The sequence below is a fragment of the Mesorhizobium sp. WSM4832 genome, from assembly GCF_055811115.1.
The window spans coordinates 37,087-51,309 of the sequence record NZ_JBVVQH010000017.1; the positions used below are offsets into that span (position 1 = coordinate 37,087).

The following is a 14,223-nucleotide window of genomic DNA, read 5'->3' on the forward strand; positions in this document are numbered from 1 at the left end:
CAAGTTTCACGGCACAAAGATCAAAAACACATAGGTAAAAAACACCACGACATGGATCATACCGGTCAGGAACGTCGTTCTCTCGGTGCTGAAGCTTACGCTGCATATGAAAAGCGCCAGCACCAAAAGCACGGCATCGGACGCCGGAAGCCCCAAGGTCAGCCCCCTGCCCGTCAGCAGGCTGGCCGCCGCGACCGCCGGTATCGTCAAACCGATCGTGGCGCAGGCCGAGCCCATCGCGATGTTCAAGCTGCGCTGCAGCTCATTCTTGAATGAGGCGCGGATCGCCGAGATGGCCTCCGGCATCAGAACCAGTCCCGCGATCAATGCCCCCACAATGCTGTCGGCCTGGGTCACCTGGTAGGCGGCTAGCGCATCCTCGACGCTTGCTGCGACCTGCTCGGCGAGCATGACAATTCCGATCAGACCGCACAACAGCAGCAGGGCGCTGATGGCAATGCTTTCATGGGAGACAGTTCGCATCGGAACGTCGTGTGCCTCTCCCTGGACGAAGTCCTCCCGGTGACGGACGGTCTGGGCGAACACGAAGCTCGCATAAAGCAGCACCGAAAGGACGCTTACAAAACCAAGTTGAGCTGCCGAAAACGTGCCGGGGCCCGTAGCTTGGGTGTAGGTCGGGAGAATAAGCGTCATCACGGTCAGCGCGATCAGAACCGACAGGTAAGCGCTTGTCCCTTGCCGAACGATCGCCTGCTTGCGATGGCGCCAGCCGCCAAGCGTGAGACATAGGCCGACAACGCCGGTGGAGGTGATCATCACCGTCGAGAAAACGGACTCGCGCGCCAGCGTCGGGTTGTTTTCTCCATGCAGCATCATGGAGACGATGATCGACACTTCAATTGCCGTCACCGCAAAAGTCAGCACCAATGTTCCGTAGGGCTCCCCCACGCGCCGGGCGACCGCCTCGGCATGGTCGAGCACCACGAAAATGGTGGTGAACATGATGGCGCTCGACAGCGCTCCAACGAGTATCCTGACATTCGGCGACCCTTGGTCAACCGAAAGGCCGCTGGCCCTGACCGCGGCAGCCATCGCCAACGCGGCCAACGGCATCGTGTAGGAAGTCACCGACCGTCCGAAACCAGTCATCCAAGTCCCCCGAACGCCGTGCGTTTGCGCGAACTTAGCGGAAAAGCGCGTGGGGAGCACCTCTCACGGGCATCTTTGCCCGCCAAGCGCATCATTCAAAACACGATTGAGGGCCGGGCACCATTTTTGGTGTCGAATATCTCGATGGCCTTGCGAACCGCCCCACAGAATTTTTCCAGGAGTTCCGGCTCGCTCCCCAGTCGGCGGCGCAGCGAGAGGGGCACTTCCAACTGTGCTCCTTTCCCCGTCAGTCCGCGGTTGACGATGTTTGAATCCTGGATACCTGGAAACGGATGGTCATCCTTTCTCGTCTGGAAGCCGGCCTCCTGCAGACGCCAGGCTATCTCTGAAACCAGTGCGGCGTCCTTGCCGCCCAGGTAGACCGTCGAGGGATCGTCCCGATCCTGACGACCGTGTATAGCGACGACAGTGGACTTCGTCCGCAACAGTTCCAGCGCGGACTCCTCGTCAAAATTCCTGGACGTTATGTGCAGCTCCCGGTTGCTTTCGGGCATGAGCCCTTCAAAGCAATACATATCGAGATCGCCCCCTGCGATCGTCTCGGTGATCAGGGAGGTGCGGGGCTCGATCTTGCCGCCATGCGGGGCCATGACGACCGCACTGCCGGTCCGCGCGCCATGCCGGACGACGATGCGATAATCTATGTTTTCGATTTTGGCGGCTCTCAGCGCCGCGAAATTTGGAAACTCGTTGTCCATAAATGCCGTTTCACGCCGTCTTCTGCGCCACCAGCCCCAGTTCTTCCACCATCGCCTCGCGCATCAGGAATTTCTGCGGCTTGCCGGTCACCGTCATCGGCAGTTCGGTGCGGAAGCGGATGTAGCGCGGCACCTTGTAGTGCGCGATCTGGCCGGCGCAGAAGGCCTTGATCTCCTCAGCGGTCGCTATCTGGCCGGGCTTCAAGACGATCCAGGCGCAGAGTTCCTCGCCATATTTGTCGTCAGGAATGCCGAAGACCTGCACTTCCTTGATTTTCGGATGGCGATAGAGGAATTCCTCGACCTCGCGCGGATAGACGTTCTCACCGCCGCGGATGACCATGTCCTTCACCCGGCCGACGATGTTGCAATAGCCCTCGGCATCGATGGTGGCGAGGTCGCCGGTGTGCATCCAACCGTCGGCGTCGATCGCCTCGCGGGTCTTCTCGACGTCGTCCCAATAGCCCTTCATCACCGAGTAGCCGCGCGTGCAGAGTTCGCCAGGCTCGCCGACCATGACGGTGGCGCCGTCGGCGCCGATCGCCTTCACCTCGACGTGCGGGTGGATCCGGCCGACGGTGGAGACGCGCTTTTCCAGCGGGTCGTCGACGCTGCTCTGGAAGGAGACCGGGCTGGTTTCGGTCATGCCGTAGGCGATGGTCACCTGGCTCATATGCATCAGCGACACCACCTTCTTCATCACCTCGATCGGGCACGGCGAGCCAGCCATGATGCCGGTGCGCAGGCTGGAGAGATCGAAGCTCGCAAAATCCGCATGGTCGAGCATGGCGACGAACATGGTCGGCACGCCATAGAGGCCGGTGCAGCGCTCCTGCGCCACCGCTTTCAGCGTCGCGCCGGCATCGAAGCCTTCGCCGGGGAACACCATGGTGGCGCCCTTGGTGACGCAGCCCATCGTGCCCATCGACATGCCGAAGCAGTGATAGAGCGGCACCGGGATGCAGAGACGGTCATCGACGGTGAGCCTGATCGCCGAGGTGACGAGATTGCCGTTGTTGACGATGTTGGAATGCGTCAGCGTCGCACCCTTCGGCGCACCCGTCGTCCCGCTGGTGAACTGGATGTTGATGGCCTCGCCCGGCTTCAGGCTCTCCGAGATGCGGTCGAGGCTGTCATGCTCGTCGCGGCCGGCCATGGCGAGCACATCGCCGAAATTGAACATGCCGGGCGAGTTGTCTTCGCCCATGCGGATGACGATCTTCAGCCCCGGCAGCTTCTTTGCCTTGAGCCTGCCGGGCTCCGCCGTGGCGATCTCCGGCGCCAGCGTCTCGACCATGCCGAGATAATCGGAAGTCTTGAACTGGGCTGCCGTGACCAGCGCCGTGCAGCCCACCTTGTTGAGCGCATATTCGAGTTCGGTCAGTCGATAAGCCGGGTTGATGTTGACCAGGATGAGGCCGATGCGGACCGTGGCGAACTGCGTCACCAGCCATTCCCAGCGGTTCGGCGACCAGATGCCGACGCGGTCGCCCTTTTCCAGGCCGAGCGCCAGGAAGCCGGCCGCCAGCGCGTCGACCGTGTCCGACAGCTCGCTCCAGGTGAAGCGCTTGTCCTGGCCGACGAAGACGGCAGCGTCGAGCGTGGCGTATTTGCTGACTGTATCGGAAAACAGTTCCGGGATGGTCTTGTCGAGCAGGGGCACCGAGCGGTCGCCCGAGACATGCGCCTTGCCGCCCACCGGAGCGACGAAGGCGCCACTGGCGCGACGCCCGCGCAGATTGGTGGCGTTCATGAGCTCGTCGAGTTTGATCGCCATCGCCGTCTCCTCCCGGGATAATCGAGCCTATCAGCCGATGGCGGCGGTGGAAATCCGCCAAAGGTCCCCCTCCTCCTTGAGGGGAGGGCTATCGCATAGGGCGCTCCCCCTCACCCAGCCTCCGCTCCGCTCGGCTGACCTCTCCCCGAGGGGAGAGGAGATTGCCAGCGTTGGCGCCATCTCTTCTCCCCCACGGGGAGAAGGTGGCCGCGAAGCGGCCGGATGAGGGGGCGCCGCCGGACGATTAATTGCCTACAATCGACATTTTCGCGGCGATTTCCCGCAACCGCGCCTCGTCCGCTGCATCGCGGCTCTTCTTAGAAGCGACGAGACAGGCCTGCGACCTCAGTATCACTCCATCGCCCAGCACTCTGAGGTGGTTGGCGCGCAGTGTCGACCCGGTGGTGGTGATGTCGACGATGACGTCGGCCAGGCCCGCGGCCGGGGCGCCTTCGGTGGCGCCGAGGCTTTCGACGATGCGGTAGACCTGGATGCCATGCTTGAGCGAAAAGAACTGCTGCGTCAGCCGCCAGTATTTGGTGGCGATGCGCAAGCGCCTGCCGTGGCGCTGGCGGAAATCGGCGGCGACATCGTCGAGATCGGCCATATTGTCGACATCGAGCCAGATGTCGGGCACCGCGACCACGACATCGGCATGGCCGAAGCCGAGCCGAGCGACGATCTCGGCATGCGCTTCCCAGTCGGCTAGGTTCTCGCGCAAAAGATCCTCGCCGGTGATGCCGAGATCGACCGCGCCCTGGCCGATCTCTCCGGCGATTTCGGAAGCGGAAAGGAAGGCCACCTCGACATCGTCGAGGCCGTCGATGCGGGCGCGGTATTTGCGGTCGTCCTTGGGCAGGGCGACAGTCAAGCCGGCCCTGGCCAGCACTTCAAGAGACTGTTCCTTGAGACGGCCCTTTGACGGGATCGCCAGCGTGATCATCGTGCGCCCTCCCGCAAGGCTTCGATGCGGTCGAGCCAGACCGAGAAGCCGACACCGGGGATCGGCTTCTTCGCGCCGAGCAGGGTCAGCAGCCGGTCATAGCGGCCGCCGCCGACCAGCGGGCGATCGCCGTCACCCGCGGCAATCTCGAAAACGAGACCGGTATAATAGTCGAGCGGGCGGCCGAAGGCGGCGTCGTAGCGGATTTGCGCCGAGGATAGGCCATGCGCCTCTATCGCCTTGGCGCGAGCCGCGAAATTCTCCAGCGCCGGTCCCAGCGACAGGCCGGCATCGGCGGCGAATTTTTCGAGCGCCGCGGTCGCGCCGTCGAGCGCGACGTCGATCTCGAGAAAACCCTTCAGCGCCGAGAAGGCCTCGTCGGACAGCCGCACGCTGCGCAGTTGCGCTTTCTCGATCAGCCTGCGCGCGATGTCGGCCGGGGCACGGCCGGACGACGCCGACAGCCCGGCCTCCTCCATGCCGGCGGAGATATGCGCTGAGAGACCTTCCGCATCGCCGTCGAGCACCAGCAGGGCGACCGGGCCGGAGAGCTGGCTGTTGCGCGGCGGGTTGGCGAGGTCGGCAAGGGCCGCTTCCAGCATCGGCGCCGAGCCGAAGGCGCGCGCAAGCCGCATGCGCCAGCCGCGCGGCAGGCCGAGGGCCGCCAGTACCGCCTCGAACAGGGTCTGGTCGCCGAGCGTGATGGCGAGCGGCCGTCCAGGCAACACCAGCGACAGCAGCGCATGCGCGTCGGCCAGCGAACGGGCATCGGCCGCGGCCGTGTCGCGGTCGCCGAGATCCTCGATGCCGGCCTGGAAGAACTCGTTGCCGCCCTCGCGGCGCTGGCGGAACACCTCGCCGAGATAGGAATAGCGGCGCGGGGTTCCGGCCTGGCTGGCGATGTGGTCGAGACAGACCGGAATGGTGAATTCGGGCCGCAGACACAGCGTCTTGCCGGTCTCGCTCTCGGTCAGGAAGATGCGCCGGCGCAGGTCTTCGCCCGCCATGTCGAGGAACGGATCGGCGGGTTGTAGCACGGCGACTTCGACGGCGTGGGTGTCGCGCTCGGCGAAGAGCTTCGTGATGTCGGCGGCGATGGCGGGGCGGGTGGTCATGCGACACGCCCTTCCCTTCTCCCCTTGTGGGAGAAGGTGGATCGGCGCGCAGCGCCGAGACGGATGAGGGGTGCCGGAAGGAATGCCGAGGTCGGCGCTCTACGGCGCCCCCCTCTGTCCTGCCGGACATCTCCCCCTCTAGGGGGGAGATTAGATGTCGCGCCGGCTTTCGCCAATTTTGAATGCTGCAGAAAGAGGCGCGACGCCCAAGCTGCCAATCTCCCCCCTAGAGGGGGAGATGTCCGGCAGGACAGAGGGAGGCGCGAAGGAACGCGACCTTTATCCGCCACGTGTCCGCTCCTCGGCCTGCGCCGCCAAAATCTTCTTCACCTCGCCAACCAACTCGCCTTCCGCCACAGTCACCTGCGCCGGCCTTGCCGCGCGCCATTCGGCGTTGTCGGTGATTTCGGCCGACATGCGAGCGCCTTCGATCAAATCCTTGATCTGCAGCTCGCCCTTGGCGCGCTCGTCGCCGCCCTGGATGATGGCGACCGGGCTGCCGCGGCGGTCGGCGTATTTCAGCTGCGCCTTCATGCCGGCGCCGCCGAGATACATTTCGGAGCGGATACCGGCGGCGCGCAGGTCGGCGACCATCTTCTGGTAGCGGCCGAGGCTTTCCGTGTCCTTGTCCATGACCAGCACGACGGCCGGGGCAATGACGTCCGAGGTATCGAGCTTGCCGAGGTTCTTCAGCGCCGTCATCAATCGCGAGACGCCGATCGAGAAGCCGGTCGCTGGCACCGGCTCGCCGCGGAAGCGCGAGACCAGCCCGTCATAGCGACCGCCACCGCCGACCGAACCGAAGCGCACGATCTGGCCGTCCTCATTGGGGATCTCGGCCAACAACTCGGCCTCGAAGACCGGGCCGGTGTAGTATTCGAGGCCACGCACGACGGAGCGGTCCATGGCGATACGGCTTTCGCCATATCCTGCCGCCCTGACCAGAGCTTCGATCGTTGCCAGTTCGCCCACGCCTTCCTGATACATGGCGTTGGCGCTGACGCCGGAATCCTGGCCGACCTGTCCGTTCCTGGCCGTTGCTAAAAGAACCGCTTCGGCCTGTGCGTCATTCAACCCGGCGCCCTTGGCGAAATCGCCTTCGCCTTCCTTGCCGCCATCCCATCGTCCAGGGCCAAGCAGGAGCTTCACGCCTTCCGGGCCGAGTTTGTCCAGCTTGTCGATGGCGCGCAGTACCGTCAGCCGGCGTCCCGTATTCTCTTCACCACCCAGCCCGATCGCCTCCAGCACGCCATCCAGCACCTTGCGGTTGTTGACGCGGATGACGTAGTCGCCGCGCTTGATGCCGAGCGCTTCCATGACATCGGCCATCATCATCGCCATCTCGGCGTCGGCGGCGACGCCCGGCGTGCCGATCGTGTCGGCGTCGAACTGCATGAACTGGCGGAAGCGGCCGGGGCCTGGTTTCTCGTTGCGGAACACCCAGCCCGAGCGATAGCTGCGGTAGGGTTTCGGCAGCCTTTCAAAATTCTCGGCGACGAAGCGCGCGGTCGGCGCGGTCAGGTCGTAGCGCAGCGACAGCCACTGGTCGTCATCGTCCTGGAATGAGAACACGCCTTCGTTCGGCCGATCCTGGTCGGGCAGGAATTTGCCCAAAGCATCGGTGTATTCGATCATCGGCTGGTCGACCGGCTCGAAGCCGTAGAGCTCATAGACCGAGCGGATGGTCGCCATCATCTTTTCGACGGCGCGGATGTCTTCGGCGCTGCGGTCGGCAAAACCGCGCGGCAGCCGCGCTTTCGTCTTTTCCGATTTGTCGGCCATGTGCATGTACTCGGCGTTTCATGGTGCGCCATGGATAGGAAATTTCCTATTTCCGAGGCGCGCGTGTCCTACCCGATGCCGGTTGGTGCGGCAAGGGTGGACCCATGTGCGGGAGATAAAGGCTGTGCCTTCGAAACAAAACCACACCAAAAACGAAACAATTCCGCCATCGGCGCGGCATGCTGCCGACACAATCGACGACCATAAAGCACACCGAAACAAGGGGTTCGGGGTCATGACGACGGCTAAAGACATCATCGAGAGCGGCAAATCGGTCAGGCTGCGGCCTGCCGGCAGCGTCGCCCTCACGCCGGTGCAGCAGCCGGCCGGGCCGTTCGAAGTGTCGGCGCAGGCGCGTAAGCCTGCGGTGGGCGATGCGCTGGTGACCGGCCTGCTGGTGATCTACCCGGCATTCGCCGCCATGGCGGCGATCATCGCTGGGCTTTTTCTGACCGGCGCTGGCAGCCTCTGACTTCACTCAGCGATCGGGGGATCATAATGCAGTTGCAATTTGCGTGCGCGCTTGCCGGCGCGCTGGCCGTTGGCGCAACCGGCGCGGCCAACGCCTGCCAGCTGGGCGACGCCCGTCTTGCCGGCCATTATTACCTGAACGGCGTCATGGAGGTCGGCTCGGAGCTGTTGCTGAAGAAAGACGGCGGCTTCGAATTCGCGCTCGCCTACGGCGCCAACGACCAGTACGGCAGGGGCTGCTGGGTGAGAAGGGGCTCGATCGTCGAGGTCATCCCGGCCGGCCGCAGTTCCGCCTCCACGCATCACACGCCCGACGATAGCGGCTTCAGCGGGCTGGTGCTGACGGTGTCCGGCTCCAGCCTGGTCTGGAACATCAACGGCAGCGGCCATAAGGGACGGTACGAGAAGTGAGCGCTTTCCCTCCCCCTTGTGGGGAGGGTCGACGCGCAGCGTCGGGGTGGGGGTCTGGCAGACTCTTTCTACCCCCACCCGCGCCTTCGGCGCGACCTCCGCACAAGGGGGAGGTGGAGGGTGACGCTACTTCGGGCGCTTCAGCTTCCTGCGCTCGTTCTCCACCTCTGCCCTGCAGTAGCAGCCTTCGAGATGGTCGTTGACCAGGCCCATCGCCTGCATGAAGGCATAGACGGTCGTCGGGCCGACGAAGCTCCAGCCGCGTTTTTTCAATTCCTTCGAGATCCTGACTGACACGGCCGTCGTCGGATTGGCGCGCAGATGCGTGAGGTCGACGACTGACGGCCGTTCTTCCGCACTAGGTTCGAATTTCCAGAACCAGGCGGCCAAAGAGCCGAATTCGTCCACCATCTCGCGGGCGCGCCTGGCGTTGTTGATGGTCGAGACGATCTTGCCGCGATGGCGGATGATGCCGGCATTTCCGAGCAGGCGCTCGATATCCTCATCGGTGAACGCCGCCACCTTGTCGAAGTCGAAGCCGGCGAAGGCCTCGCGGAAGTTCTCGCGCTTTCGCAGGATGGTCAGCCACGACAGGCCCGACTGGAAGCCTTCCAGGCAAATCTTTTCGAAGAGCCGGCGGTCATCCGTTACCGGCCGGCCCCATTCATGGTCATGGTAGTGGAGATAATCCGGCAGGTTGCCGTGCCAAAAGCAGCGCGCCTTGCCGTCTGGGCCATCGAGAATGCCGGCATGTTGAGTTGCCATCGCTAGCAAGTCCATTCGTTAATGCGCTTCAGCGCCGAGTTTACCGCGGCTTTACCAGATTCCTGAACCGGCCGGTAACCACACCAAAAGGTTTACTGACAAAGCGGCATTTTACGCATCCCGATTCATGTTTTGCTTGCCGCTCCGCGCCAAGGATCGCGAAACCGAGGGTGCCTCCCCGCCCCGGATCAGTTCGACGATCAAGGTGCGTTCCGATGAAGACAGCGTTTTGTTCCCTGCTCGGTGCCGCGGCGTTTCTTGCCGCCGGCGCCACAACCTCCCTTGCCAATGACCGCTATGCCGACATGCCGCCGGTGACGGTGAGCCCTGACCTTTCGGCGCCCTGGGTGCTGCAGCTTGGCCATGCGCCGGGCATCGTGCGCCCGACCCGGCAAGCAACGCAGCAGCCGCTGCGCCGACTGTTCCAGGCGCAGCCCGACCAGCAGCGCACGGCGGCCGTGCAGCAGCCGGCCAAGCGCATGGTGACGCGGCCGCAGATCAATCCGATCTACCTGCCGCAGGAAGTCGCCTATGACGGGCCGGCGAAGCCGGGCACCATCGTCATCGATACGCACCAGAATTTCCTCTATCTAGTCGAGAAGAACGGCAAGGCGCGCCGCTATGGCGTCGGCACCGGCAAGCCCGGCTTCGAATGGTCGGGCACGCACAAGATCACCGACAAGAAGGTGTGGCCCGACTGGCGCCCGCCGGCGGTGATGATCAAGCGCGAGGCGGCCAAGGGCCGTTACCTGCCGACCTACCTTGCCGGCGGCATCGAGAACCCGCTGGGCGCGCGCGCCCTCTATATCGGCACCACCGAATACCGCATCCATGGCACCAACCAACCCTGGACGATCGGCGGCGCGGTGTCTTCCGGCTGCATCCGCATGCGCAACGAAGATGTTGTCGACCTCTACGAGCGCGTCAATGTCGGAACCACGGTCGAGGTGATATAGTCATCACGAATCAGCCGGTCAGGGGCAAATGGTCGTTTTTGGTGCCTGGTGTTGCCCTTAAGCCATAGCGCTCTTCTGGAAGAGATGCTTAGACTGGCAACGAGTTAACGGGGGACGGGTCGTGTGGGGATACGGCCGGTCACGAAAAGGCAGCGCGGGCAACCGCGCTGCCTTTTCGATTTTGAGTTCTTGTCTGATGCCTGTCGTTCTCCCAAAACCGCTCGCACTTTTGGGCGATAGGCATAGTGCGACAGGTCGCCCCGAAAGCAGGGCGTTTCGTTTCCGGGGCTGATTTCCCGGCAATCCTCTGCTATTGCAGTGCACAAATCTCAATTGTTGCGCAATTCCGGACGGGAAGCCGCTTCGGCGCTTTTCCTCGAATTGCTCCAGAGGCAGAGGTGTCAGCCATGATCAGGACCGACGACAGCCGTTACCTGAAAGGCGGTCCGGTCGCCCAGCGCATCATCGCTTCGGTGCGCGAAGACGCGGCGATCGCCACAGCCGAAGGCTTTCCGCCGAAGCTGGTTTCGATCACCGTCGGCGATACCGCCGCGGTCGACGTCTATGTGCGCAACCAGCGCGCCAAGGCGGCACTCGCCGGCATCTCCTTCGAGGAGCGGCGCTTCGCCGCCGACATCACCGCCGGTGAATTGGAAGCCGCGATCCATGGCCTCAACGCCGATCCGCGCGTCACCGGCATCATCATCCAGCGGCCGGTGCCGGTGCATATCCCGATCAAGACGCTGCAGGCGGCGGTGCATCCGCTGAAGGACGTCGAAGGCATGCATCCGGCCTCGATCGGCAACATCGTCTACAACCAGCTCGATCTGGCGCCCTGCACGGCGGCGGCCTCGGTCGAATTGCTCAAGGAAACCGGGCTCGATCTCAAGGGACTCGAAGTCGTCGTCGTCGGCCATTCCGAGATCGTCGGCAAGCCGATCGCCTTCCTTTTGATGAGCGAAGGCGCGACGGTGACGGTCTGCCACCACATGACTCGCTCTGTGGCAGCGCACGCGCGCCGCGCAGACGCGCTGTTCGTCGCCGTCGGCAAGCCGCGGCTGATCAAGGCCGACATGGTGAAGCCGGGCGCTTGTGTCATCGACATCGGCATCAATTCGGAGATCGGCCCTGACGGCGAAAGCCGCATCGTCGGCGACGTCGACACCGACAGCGTAAAGGAAGTCGCGTCCTGGATCACGCCGGTGCCCGGCGGCGTCGGCCCGCTCACCGTGGCGATCCTGCTGCGCAACACCATGGTAGCGCTCAACCGCCAGCGGGCGCTTTACCGCGCCACCTACGGCGTACCGGACCAACTCGCGGCGGAATAGCTCACTATTCGGCGGCGACAAGCTTGGTGTCAGAAACGCCTTCCGGCTTCGGGCCGCCATAAGCCCAGTCGAGCAATTTTATCGTGTGCACCACCGGCAGCTTCGCGGCGGATGCGATCTGCGTGATGCAGCCGATATTGCCTGTCGCGACGATCTCGGCGCCCGTTGCCTCGATATTGCGGACCTTGCGGTCGCGCAGCCTGGCCGAGATCTCCGGCTGCAGGATGTTGTAGGTGCCGGCCGAGCCGCAGCAGAGATGCCCCTCGCGCGGCTCGCGCACGACGAAGCCTGCTTTGGTCAAAAGCTCCTTCGGCTGGCGGGTGATCTTCTGGCCGTGCTGCATCGAGCAAGCGGAATGGTAGGCGACGATCGTGCCCGGCTTGCGCGCCGGCTCAGGCAGGTCGAGAGCAGCGAGATATTCGGTGACGTCCTTGGCCAGCGCCGAAACCCGCGCCGCCTTTTCGACATAGGCTGGATCGAGGCGCAACATAAAGCCGTAATCCTTGATCGTCGTGCCGCAGCCGGATGCCGTGACGATGATGGCGTCGAGCCCGCCCTTCTCGATGGCGCCGGTCCAGGCGTCGACATTGCGCCTTGCCGAGGCAAGCGCCTGATCCTCGCGGCCCATGTGATGGACGAGCGCGCCGCAGCAGCCCTCGCCTTCCGGGACGACGACCTCGACGCCCAGCCTTGTCAGCAGGGAGATGGTGGTTTCGTTGATGGCCGGGTCGAGCACCGACTGCGCGCAGCCGGTGAGGATGGCGACGCGGCCACGCTTTGCGCCCTGCCCGGCATGCGTGCCGGGCGAGGCAAACGGCGACGCCGGAGGTATCGACGAGGGCGCGAGCTTCAACATGGCCGCGAGCGGCCTCAACGCCGGCAGTTTTTCGAACAGGCCGATGAACGGCCGGCCAAGCCCGGCCAGTCTCAGCGCGGCGCGGAAGCGGCCTGGATAAGGCAGCACGAAGCCCAGCATGGCGCGCGTCAGCCGGTCGAGCAGAGGGCGCTTGTAGGTCTCCTGGATATGGGCGCGGGCATGATCGACCAGGTGCATGTAGTTCACGCCCGAGGGGCATGTCGTCATGCAGGCAAGGCAGGATAGGCAGCGGTCGATATGGGTGACGATCTCCTTGTCCGCCGGCCGGCCGTTCTCCAGCATATCCTTGATGAGATAGATGCGGCCGCGCGGTGAATCGAGTTCGTTGCCGAGGGTCACATAGGTCGGGCAGGTGGCGGTGCAGAAGCCGCAATGCACGCATTTGCGCAAGATCTTTTCCGATTCCGCGACATGCGGATCGGCAAGCTGGGCGGCTGAGAAATTGGTCTGCATTGCGATGCTCTGTTTAGACGCAATTCCGAACGAAAAACCGTTTCACACTTTTCCTGAAATTGCTCTAGGCCATGCGGCCGGGGTTGAGAATCTGCTTGGGATCGAACTCGGCCTTGAGCCGTGCCGACAGCGCCGCCAGATGCGACGGCTGCGGCTCGAACACCGGCAGGGCCGCGCGATGCGGGGCCGACGCGCGCACCAGCGTCGCATGGCCGCCGCCGAATTTTCTGATCAGCCCGCGCAACAGATCGGCCTCGGGGTCGTCCTCGCGCATCGAGAGCCACACCAGCCCGCCTTGCCAGTCATAGAAGGCATCGACCGCCGCCTGCATGCGCAGCGCCATCACCATGTGGTGCGCCTGCGACGGCGCCATCGACACTCGCCAGACCGGCTTGGCGCCGCCATCAGCGAAGGGAATGCAATCGCGGATATCGCGCCAGACGGCTTTCGATGCCTCGCCCCCAATCTCTTGCAGCGGACCGGCCTTGCCGAGCAGTTGCTTGAGCGCTTCTATGCGATAGACGACCGACGGACCAAAGCCCTCGACGCGCAGCAGCGTCGCTGCGTCGCTTCCGAGCTTGCCACCAGCAACCTTCGCGGCGATGCGCTCCGGCAGATGCGCGGCGCTCGATACTTCGGCGCTGGAGCCCAGCGCCAGCGCCATGGCGGCAACCGCCGCATCGTCGAGCAGGCCGCGGATGGCCAAGGTCACTTCGGTTTCGGCGGCCGGCAGGACCTTGAAGGTGACGCCGGTCAGCACCGCGAGCGTGCCCCAGCTATTCGCCATCAGCTTGGAGAGATCGTAGCCGGTGACGTTCTTAACGACCCGGCCACCCGACTTGAAGGCCTCGCCACGGCCCGAGACGGCGGCGATGCCGAGGATGTGGTCGCGCGCTGCGCCCGCCTTCAGCCGGCGCGGTCCGGAGAGGTTCGACGCCAGCACGCCGCCGATCGAGCCGTTCTTGCCCCCTTGGCCCGGCTCACCGCCGAGCAACGGGCCGTAATCCATCGGCTCGAAGGCGAATTGCTGGCCGTTCTCGGTCAGCAATTGCTCGATTTCGGCGAGCGGCGTGCCGGCCTTGGCCGACAACACCAGTTCGGCCGGCTCATAGAGTGTGACGCCGGTGAGTTTCGAGAGATCGAGCGTGTGTTCGCTCTGCTGCGGACGACCGATGCCACGCCTGGAGCCATGACCGAGGATTTCCAGCGGCGTTTCCTCGGCCGCCGCCCATTGGACGGTGGAGAGGATTTCGGCGGAGGTGGCAGGGGTGAAGGTGGTCATGGAAGCACCTAGTTCCTCGCCCCCGCAAAGCGGGGGCGAGGTGATAGGTCGCGTTCCTTCGCGCCCCGCTCTGTCCTGCCGGACATCTCCCCCTCAAGGGGGGAGATTGGCTGGCGCGAAAGGTTTCGCCAATCGCCAACGTTGGTGAGAAGGCGATGCGCCGAAGCTGCCAATCTCCCCCCTCGAGGGGGAGATGTCCGGCAGGACAGAGGGGGGTGTTCAAGCGCCGACGTA

General features: G+C 64.2%; 13 protein-coding genes. 4 read left to right on the forward strand and 9 right to left on the reverse strand.

Annotation, left to right across the window (positions count from 1 at the left end; genetic code table 11):
* Window positions 1-6 precede the first annotated feature (6 nt).
* From AC0L2L_RS22805 to hisS, 6 genes are all read right to left on the reverse strand, one after another.
* Window positions 7-1,110, reverse strand: coding sequence for a calcium:cation antiporter (locus AC0L2L_RS22805; RefSeq protein WP_473581343.1), 1,104 nt, complete (start codon window positions 1,108-1,110; stop codon window positions 7-9).
* Window positions 1,111-1,205: 95 nt separating this feature from the next.
* The gene (locus AC0L2L_RS22810) at window positions 1,206-1,829 is read right to left on the reverse strand and encodes a poly-gamma-glutamate hydrolase family protein (RefSeq protein WP_473581345.1); all 624 of its coding nucleotides are present in this window, start codon (window positions 1,827-1,829) and stop codon (window positions 1,206-1,208) included.
* A 10-nt stretch (window positions 1,830-1,839) separates the two neighbouring features.
* Complete coding sequence (locus AC0L2L_RS22815) at window positions 1,840-3,606, reverse strand: AMP-binding protein (protein WP_473581347.1); 1,767 nt, start codon at window positions 3,604-3,606, stop codon at window positions 1,840-1,842.
* Between the two features lie 244 nt (window positions 3,607-3,850).
* Complete coding sequence (gene hisG / locus AC0L2L_RS22820) at window positions 3,851-4,549, reverse strand: ATP phosphoribosyltransferase (protein WP_473581349.1); 699 nt, start codon at window positions 4,547-4,549, stop codon at window positions 3,851-3,853.
* Window positions 4,546-5,664, reverse strand: a complete 1,119-nt coding sequence (locus tag AC0L2L_RS22825; RefSeq protein ID WP_473581351.1) for an ATP phosphoribosyltransferase regulatory subunit — start codon at window positions 5,662-5,664, stop codon at window positions 4,546-4,548. The genes hisG and AC0L2L_RS22825 overlap by 4 nt, the downstream gene beginning before the upstream one ends.
* Window positions 5,665-5,943: 279 nt before the next feature.
* Window positions 5,944-7,446 carry a histidine--tRNA ligase gene (hisS, locus tag AC0L2L_RS22830; protein ID WP_473581352.1) on the reverse strand — a complete coding sequence of 501 codons (1,503 nt, stop codon included), beginning with the start codon at window positions 7,444-7,446 and terminating at the stop codon, window positions 5,944-5,946.
* A 235-nt stretch (window positions 7,447-7,681) separates the two neighbouring features.
* Here hisS and AC0L2L_RS22835 point away from each other — a divergent pair, with 235 nt between their 5' ends.
* Both AC0L2L_RS22835 and AC0L2L_RS22840 read left to right on the forward strand, forming a co-directional pair.
* On the forward strand, window positions 7,682-7,918 hold the full coding sequence (locus tag AC0L2L_RS22835) for a hypothetical protein (protein ID WP_473581354.1): 237 nt from the start codon (window positions 7,682-7,684) through the stop codon (window positions 7,916-7,918).
* A 26-nt stretch (window positions 7,919-7,944) separates the two neighbouring features.
* On the forward strand, window positions 7,945-8,328 hold the full coding sequence (locus tag AC0L2L_RS22840) for a hypothetical protein (RefSeq protein ID WP_473581356.1): 384 nt from the start codon (window positions 7,945-7,947) through the stop codon (window positions 8,326-8,328).
* Window positions 8,329-8,454: 126 nt separating this feature from the next.
* On the opposite strand, the gene AC0L2L_RS22845 is transcribed toward AC0L2L_RS22840, so the two are convergent.
* Window positions 8,455-9,093 carry a DNA-3-methyladenine glycosylase I gene (locus tag AC0L2L_RS22845; RefSeq protein ID WP_473581358.1) on the reverse strand — a complete coding sequence of 213 codons (639 nt, stop codon included), beginning with the start codon at window positions 9,091-9,093 and terminating at the stop codon, window positions 8,455-8,457.
* Between the two features lie 215 nt (window positions 9,094-9,308).
* Between AC0L2L_RS22845 and AC0L2L_RS22850 the strand changes: the two genes are divergently transcribed.
* Window positions 9,309-10,049 carry a L,D-transpeptidase gene (locus tag AC0L2L_RS22850; RefSeq protein WP_473581359.1) on the forward strand — a complete coding sequence of 247 codons (741 nt, stop codon included), beginning with the start codon at window positions 9,309-9,311 and terminating at the stop codon, window positions 10,047-10,049.
* 407 nt (window positions 10,050-10,456) lie between these two features.
* Window positions 10,457-11,377: a bifunctional 5,10-methylenetetrahydrofolate dehydrogenase/5,10-methenyltetrahydrofolate cyclohydrolase gene (locus tag AC0L2L_RS22855; protein ID WP_473581361.1), complete on the forward strand. Its 921-nt coding sequence runs from the start codon at window positions 10,457-10,459 to the stop codon at window positions 11,375-11,377.
* A gap of 4 nt (window positions 11,378-11,381) precedes the next feature.
* Here AC0L2L_RS22855 and glcF read toward each other — a convergent pair whose 3' ends face one another.
* On the reverse strand, window positions 11,382-12,707 hold the full coding sequence (gene glcF / locus AC0L2L_RS22860; RefSeq protein WP_473581362.1) for a glycolate oxidase subunit GlcF: 1,326 nt from the start codon (window positions 12,705-12,707) through the stop codon (window positions 11,382-11,384).
* 64 nt (window positions 12,708-12,771) lie between these two features.
* Window positions 12,772-13,989 carry an FAD-binding protein gene (locus tag AC0L2L_RS22865; protein WP_473581364.1) on the reverse strand — a complete coding sequence of 406 codons (1,218 nt, stop codon included), beginning with the start codon at window positions 13,987-13,989 and terminating at the stop codon, window positions 12,772-12,774.
* Between the last annotated feature and the right edge of the window lie 234 nt (window positions 13,990-14,223).

Coding starts and splice junctions, on each gene's coding strand:
- AC0L2L_RS22815 (WP_473581347.1), bottom strand. CDS start 3,606: ATGGCGATCAAACTCGACGAGCTCATGAACGCCACCAATCTGCGCGGG.
- AC0L2L_RS22840 (WP_473581356.1), top strand. CDS start 7,945: ATGCAGTTGCAATTTGCGTGCGCGCTTGCCGGCGCGCTGGCCGTTGGC.
- glcF (WP_473581362.1), bottom strand. CDS start 12,707: ATGCAGACCAATTTCTCAGCCGCCCAGCTTGCCGATCCGCATGTCGCG.
- AC0L2L_RS22845 (WP_473581358.1), bottom strand. CDS start 9,093: ATGGCAACTCAACATGCCGGCATTCTCGATGGCCCAGACGGCAAGGCG.
- AC0L2L_RS22805 (WP_473581343.1), bottom strand. CDS start 1,110: ATGACTGGTTTCGGACGGTCGGTGACTTCCTACACGATGCCGTTGGCC.
- AC0L2L_RS22855 (WP_473581361.1), top strand. CDS start 10,457: ATGATCAGGACCGACGACAGCCGTTACCTGAAAGGCGGTCCGGTCGCC.
- AC0L2L_RS22850 (WP_473581359.1), top strand. CDS start 9,309: ATGAAGACAGCGTTTTGTTCCCTGCTCGGTGCCGCGGCGTTTCTTGCC.
- hisG (WP_473581349.1), bottom strand. CDS start 4,549: ATGATCACGCTGGCGATCCCGTCAAAGGGCCGTCTCAAGGAACAGTCT.
- AC0L2L_RS22810 (WP_473581345.1), bottom strand. CDS start 1,829: ATGGACAACGAGTTTCCAAATTTCGCGGCGCTGAGAGCCGCCAAAATC.
- AC0L2L_RS22865 (WP_473581364.1), bottom strand. CDS start 13,989: ATGACCACCTTCACCCCTGCCACCTCCGCCGAAATCCTCTCCACCGTC.
- hisS (WP_473581352.1), bottom strand. CDS start 7,446: ATGGCCGACAAATCGGAAAAGACGAAAGCGCGGCTGCCGCGCGGTTTT.
- AC0L2L_RS22835 (WP_473581354.1), top strand. CDS start 7,682: ATGACGACGGCTAAAGACATCATCGAGAGCGGCAAATCGGTCAGGCTG.
- AC0L2L_RS22825 (WP_473581351.1), bottom strand. CDS start 5,664: ATGACCACCCGCCCCGCCATCGCCGCCGACATCACGAAGCTCTTCGCC.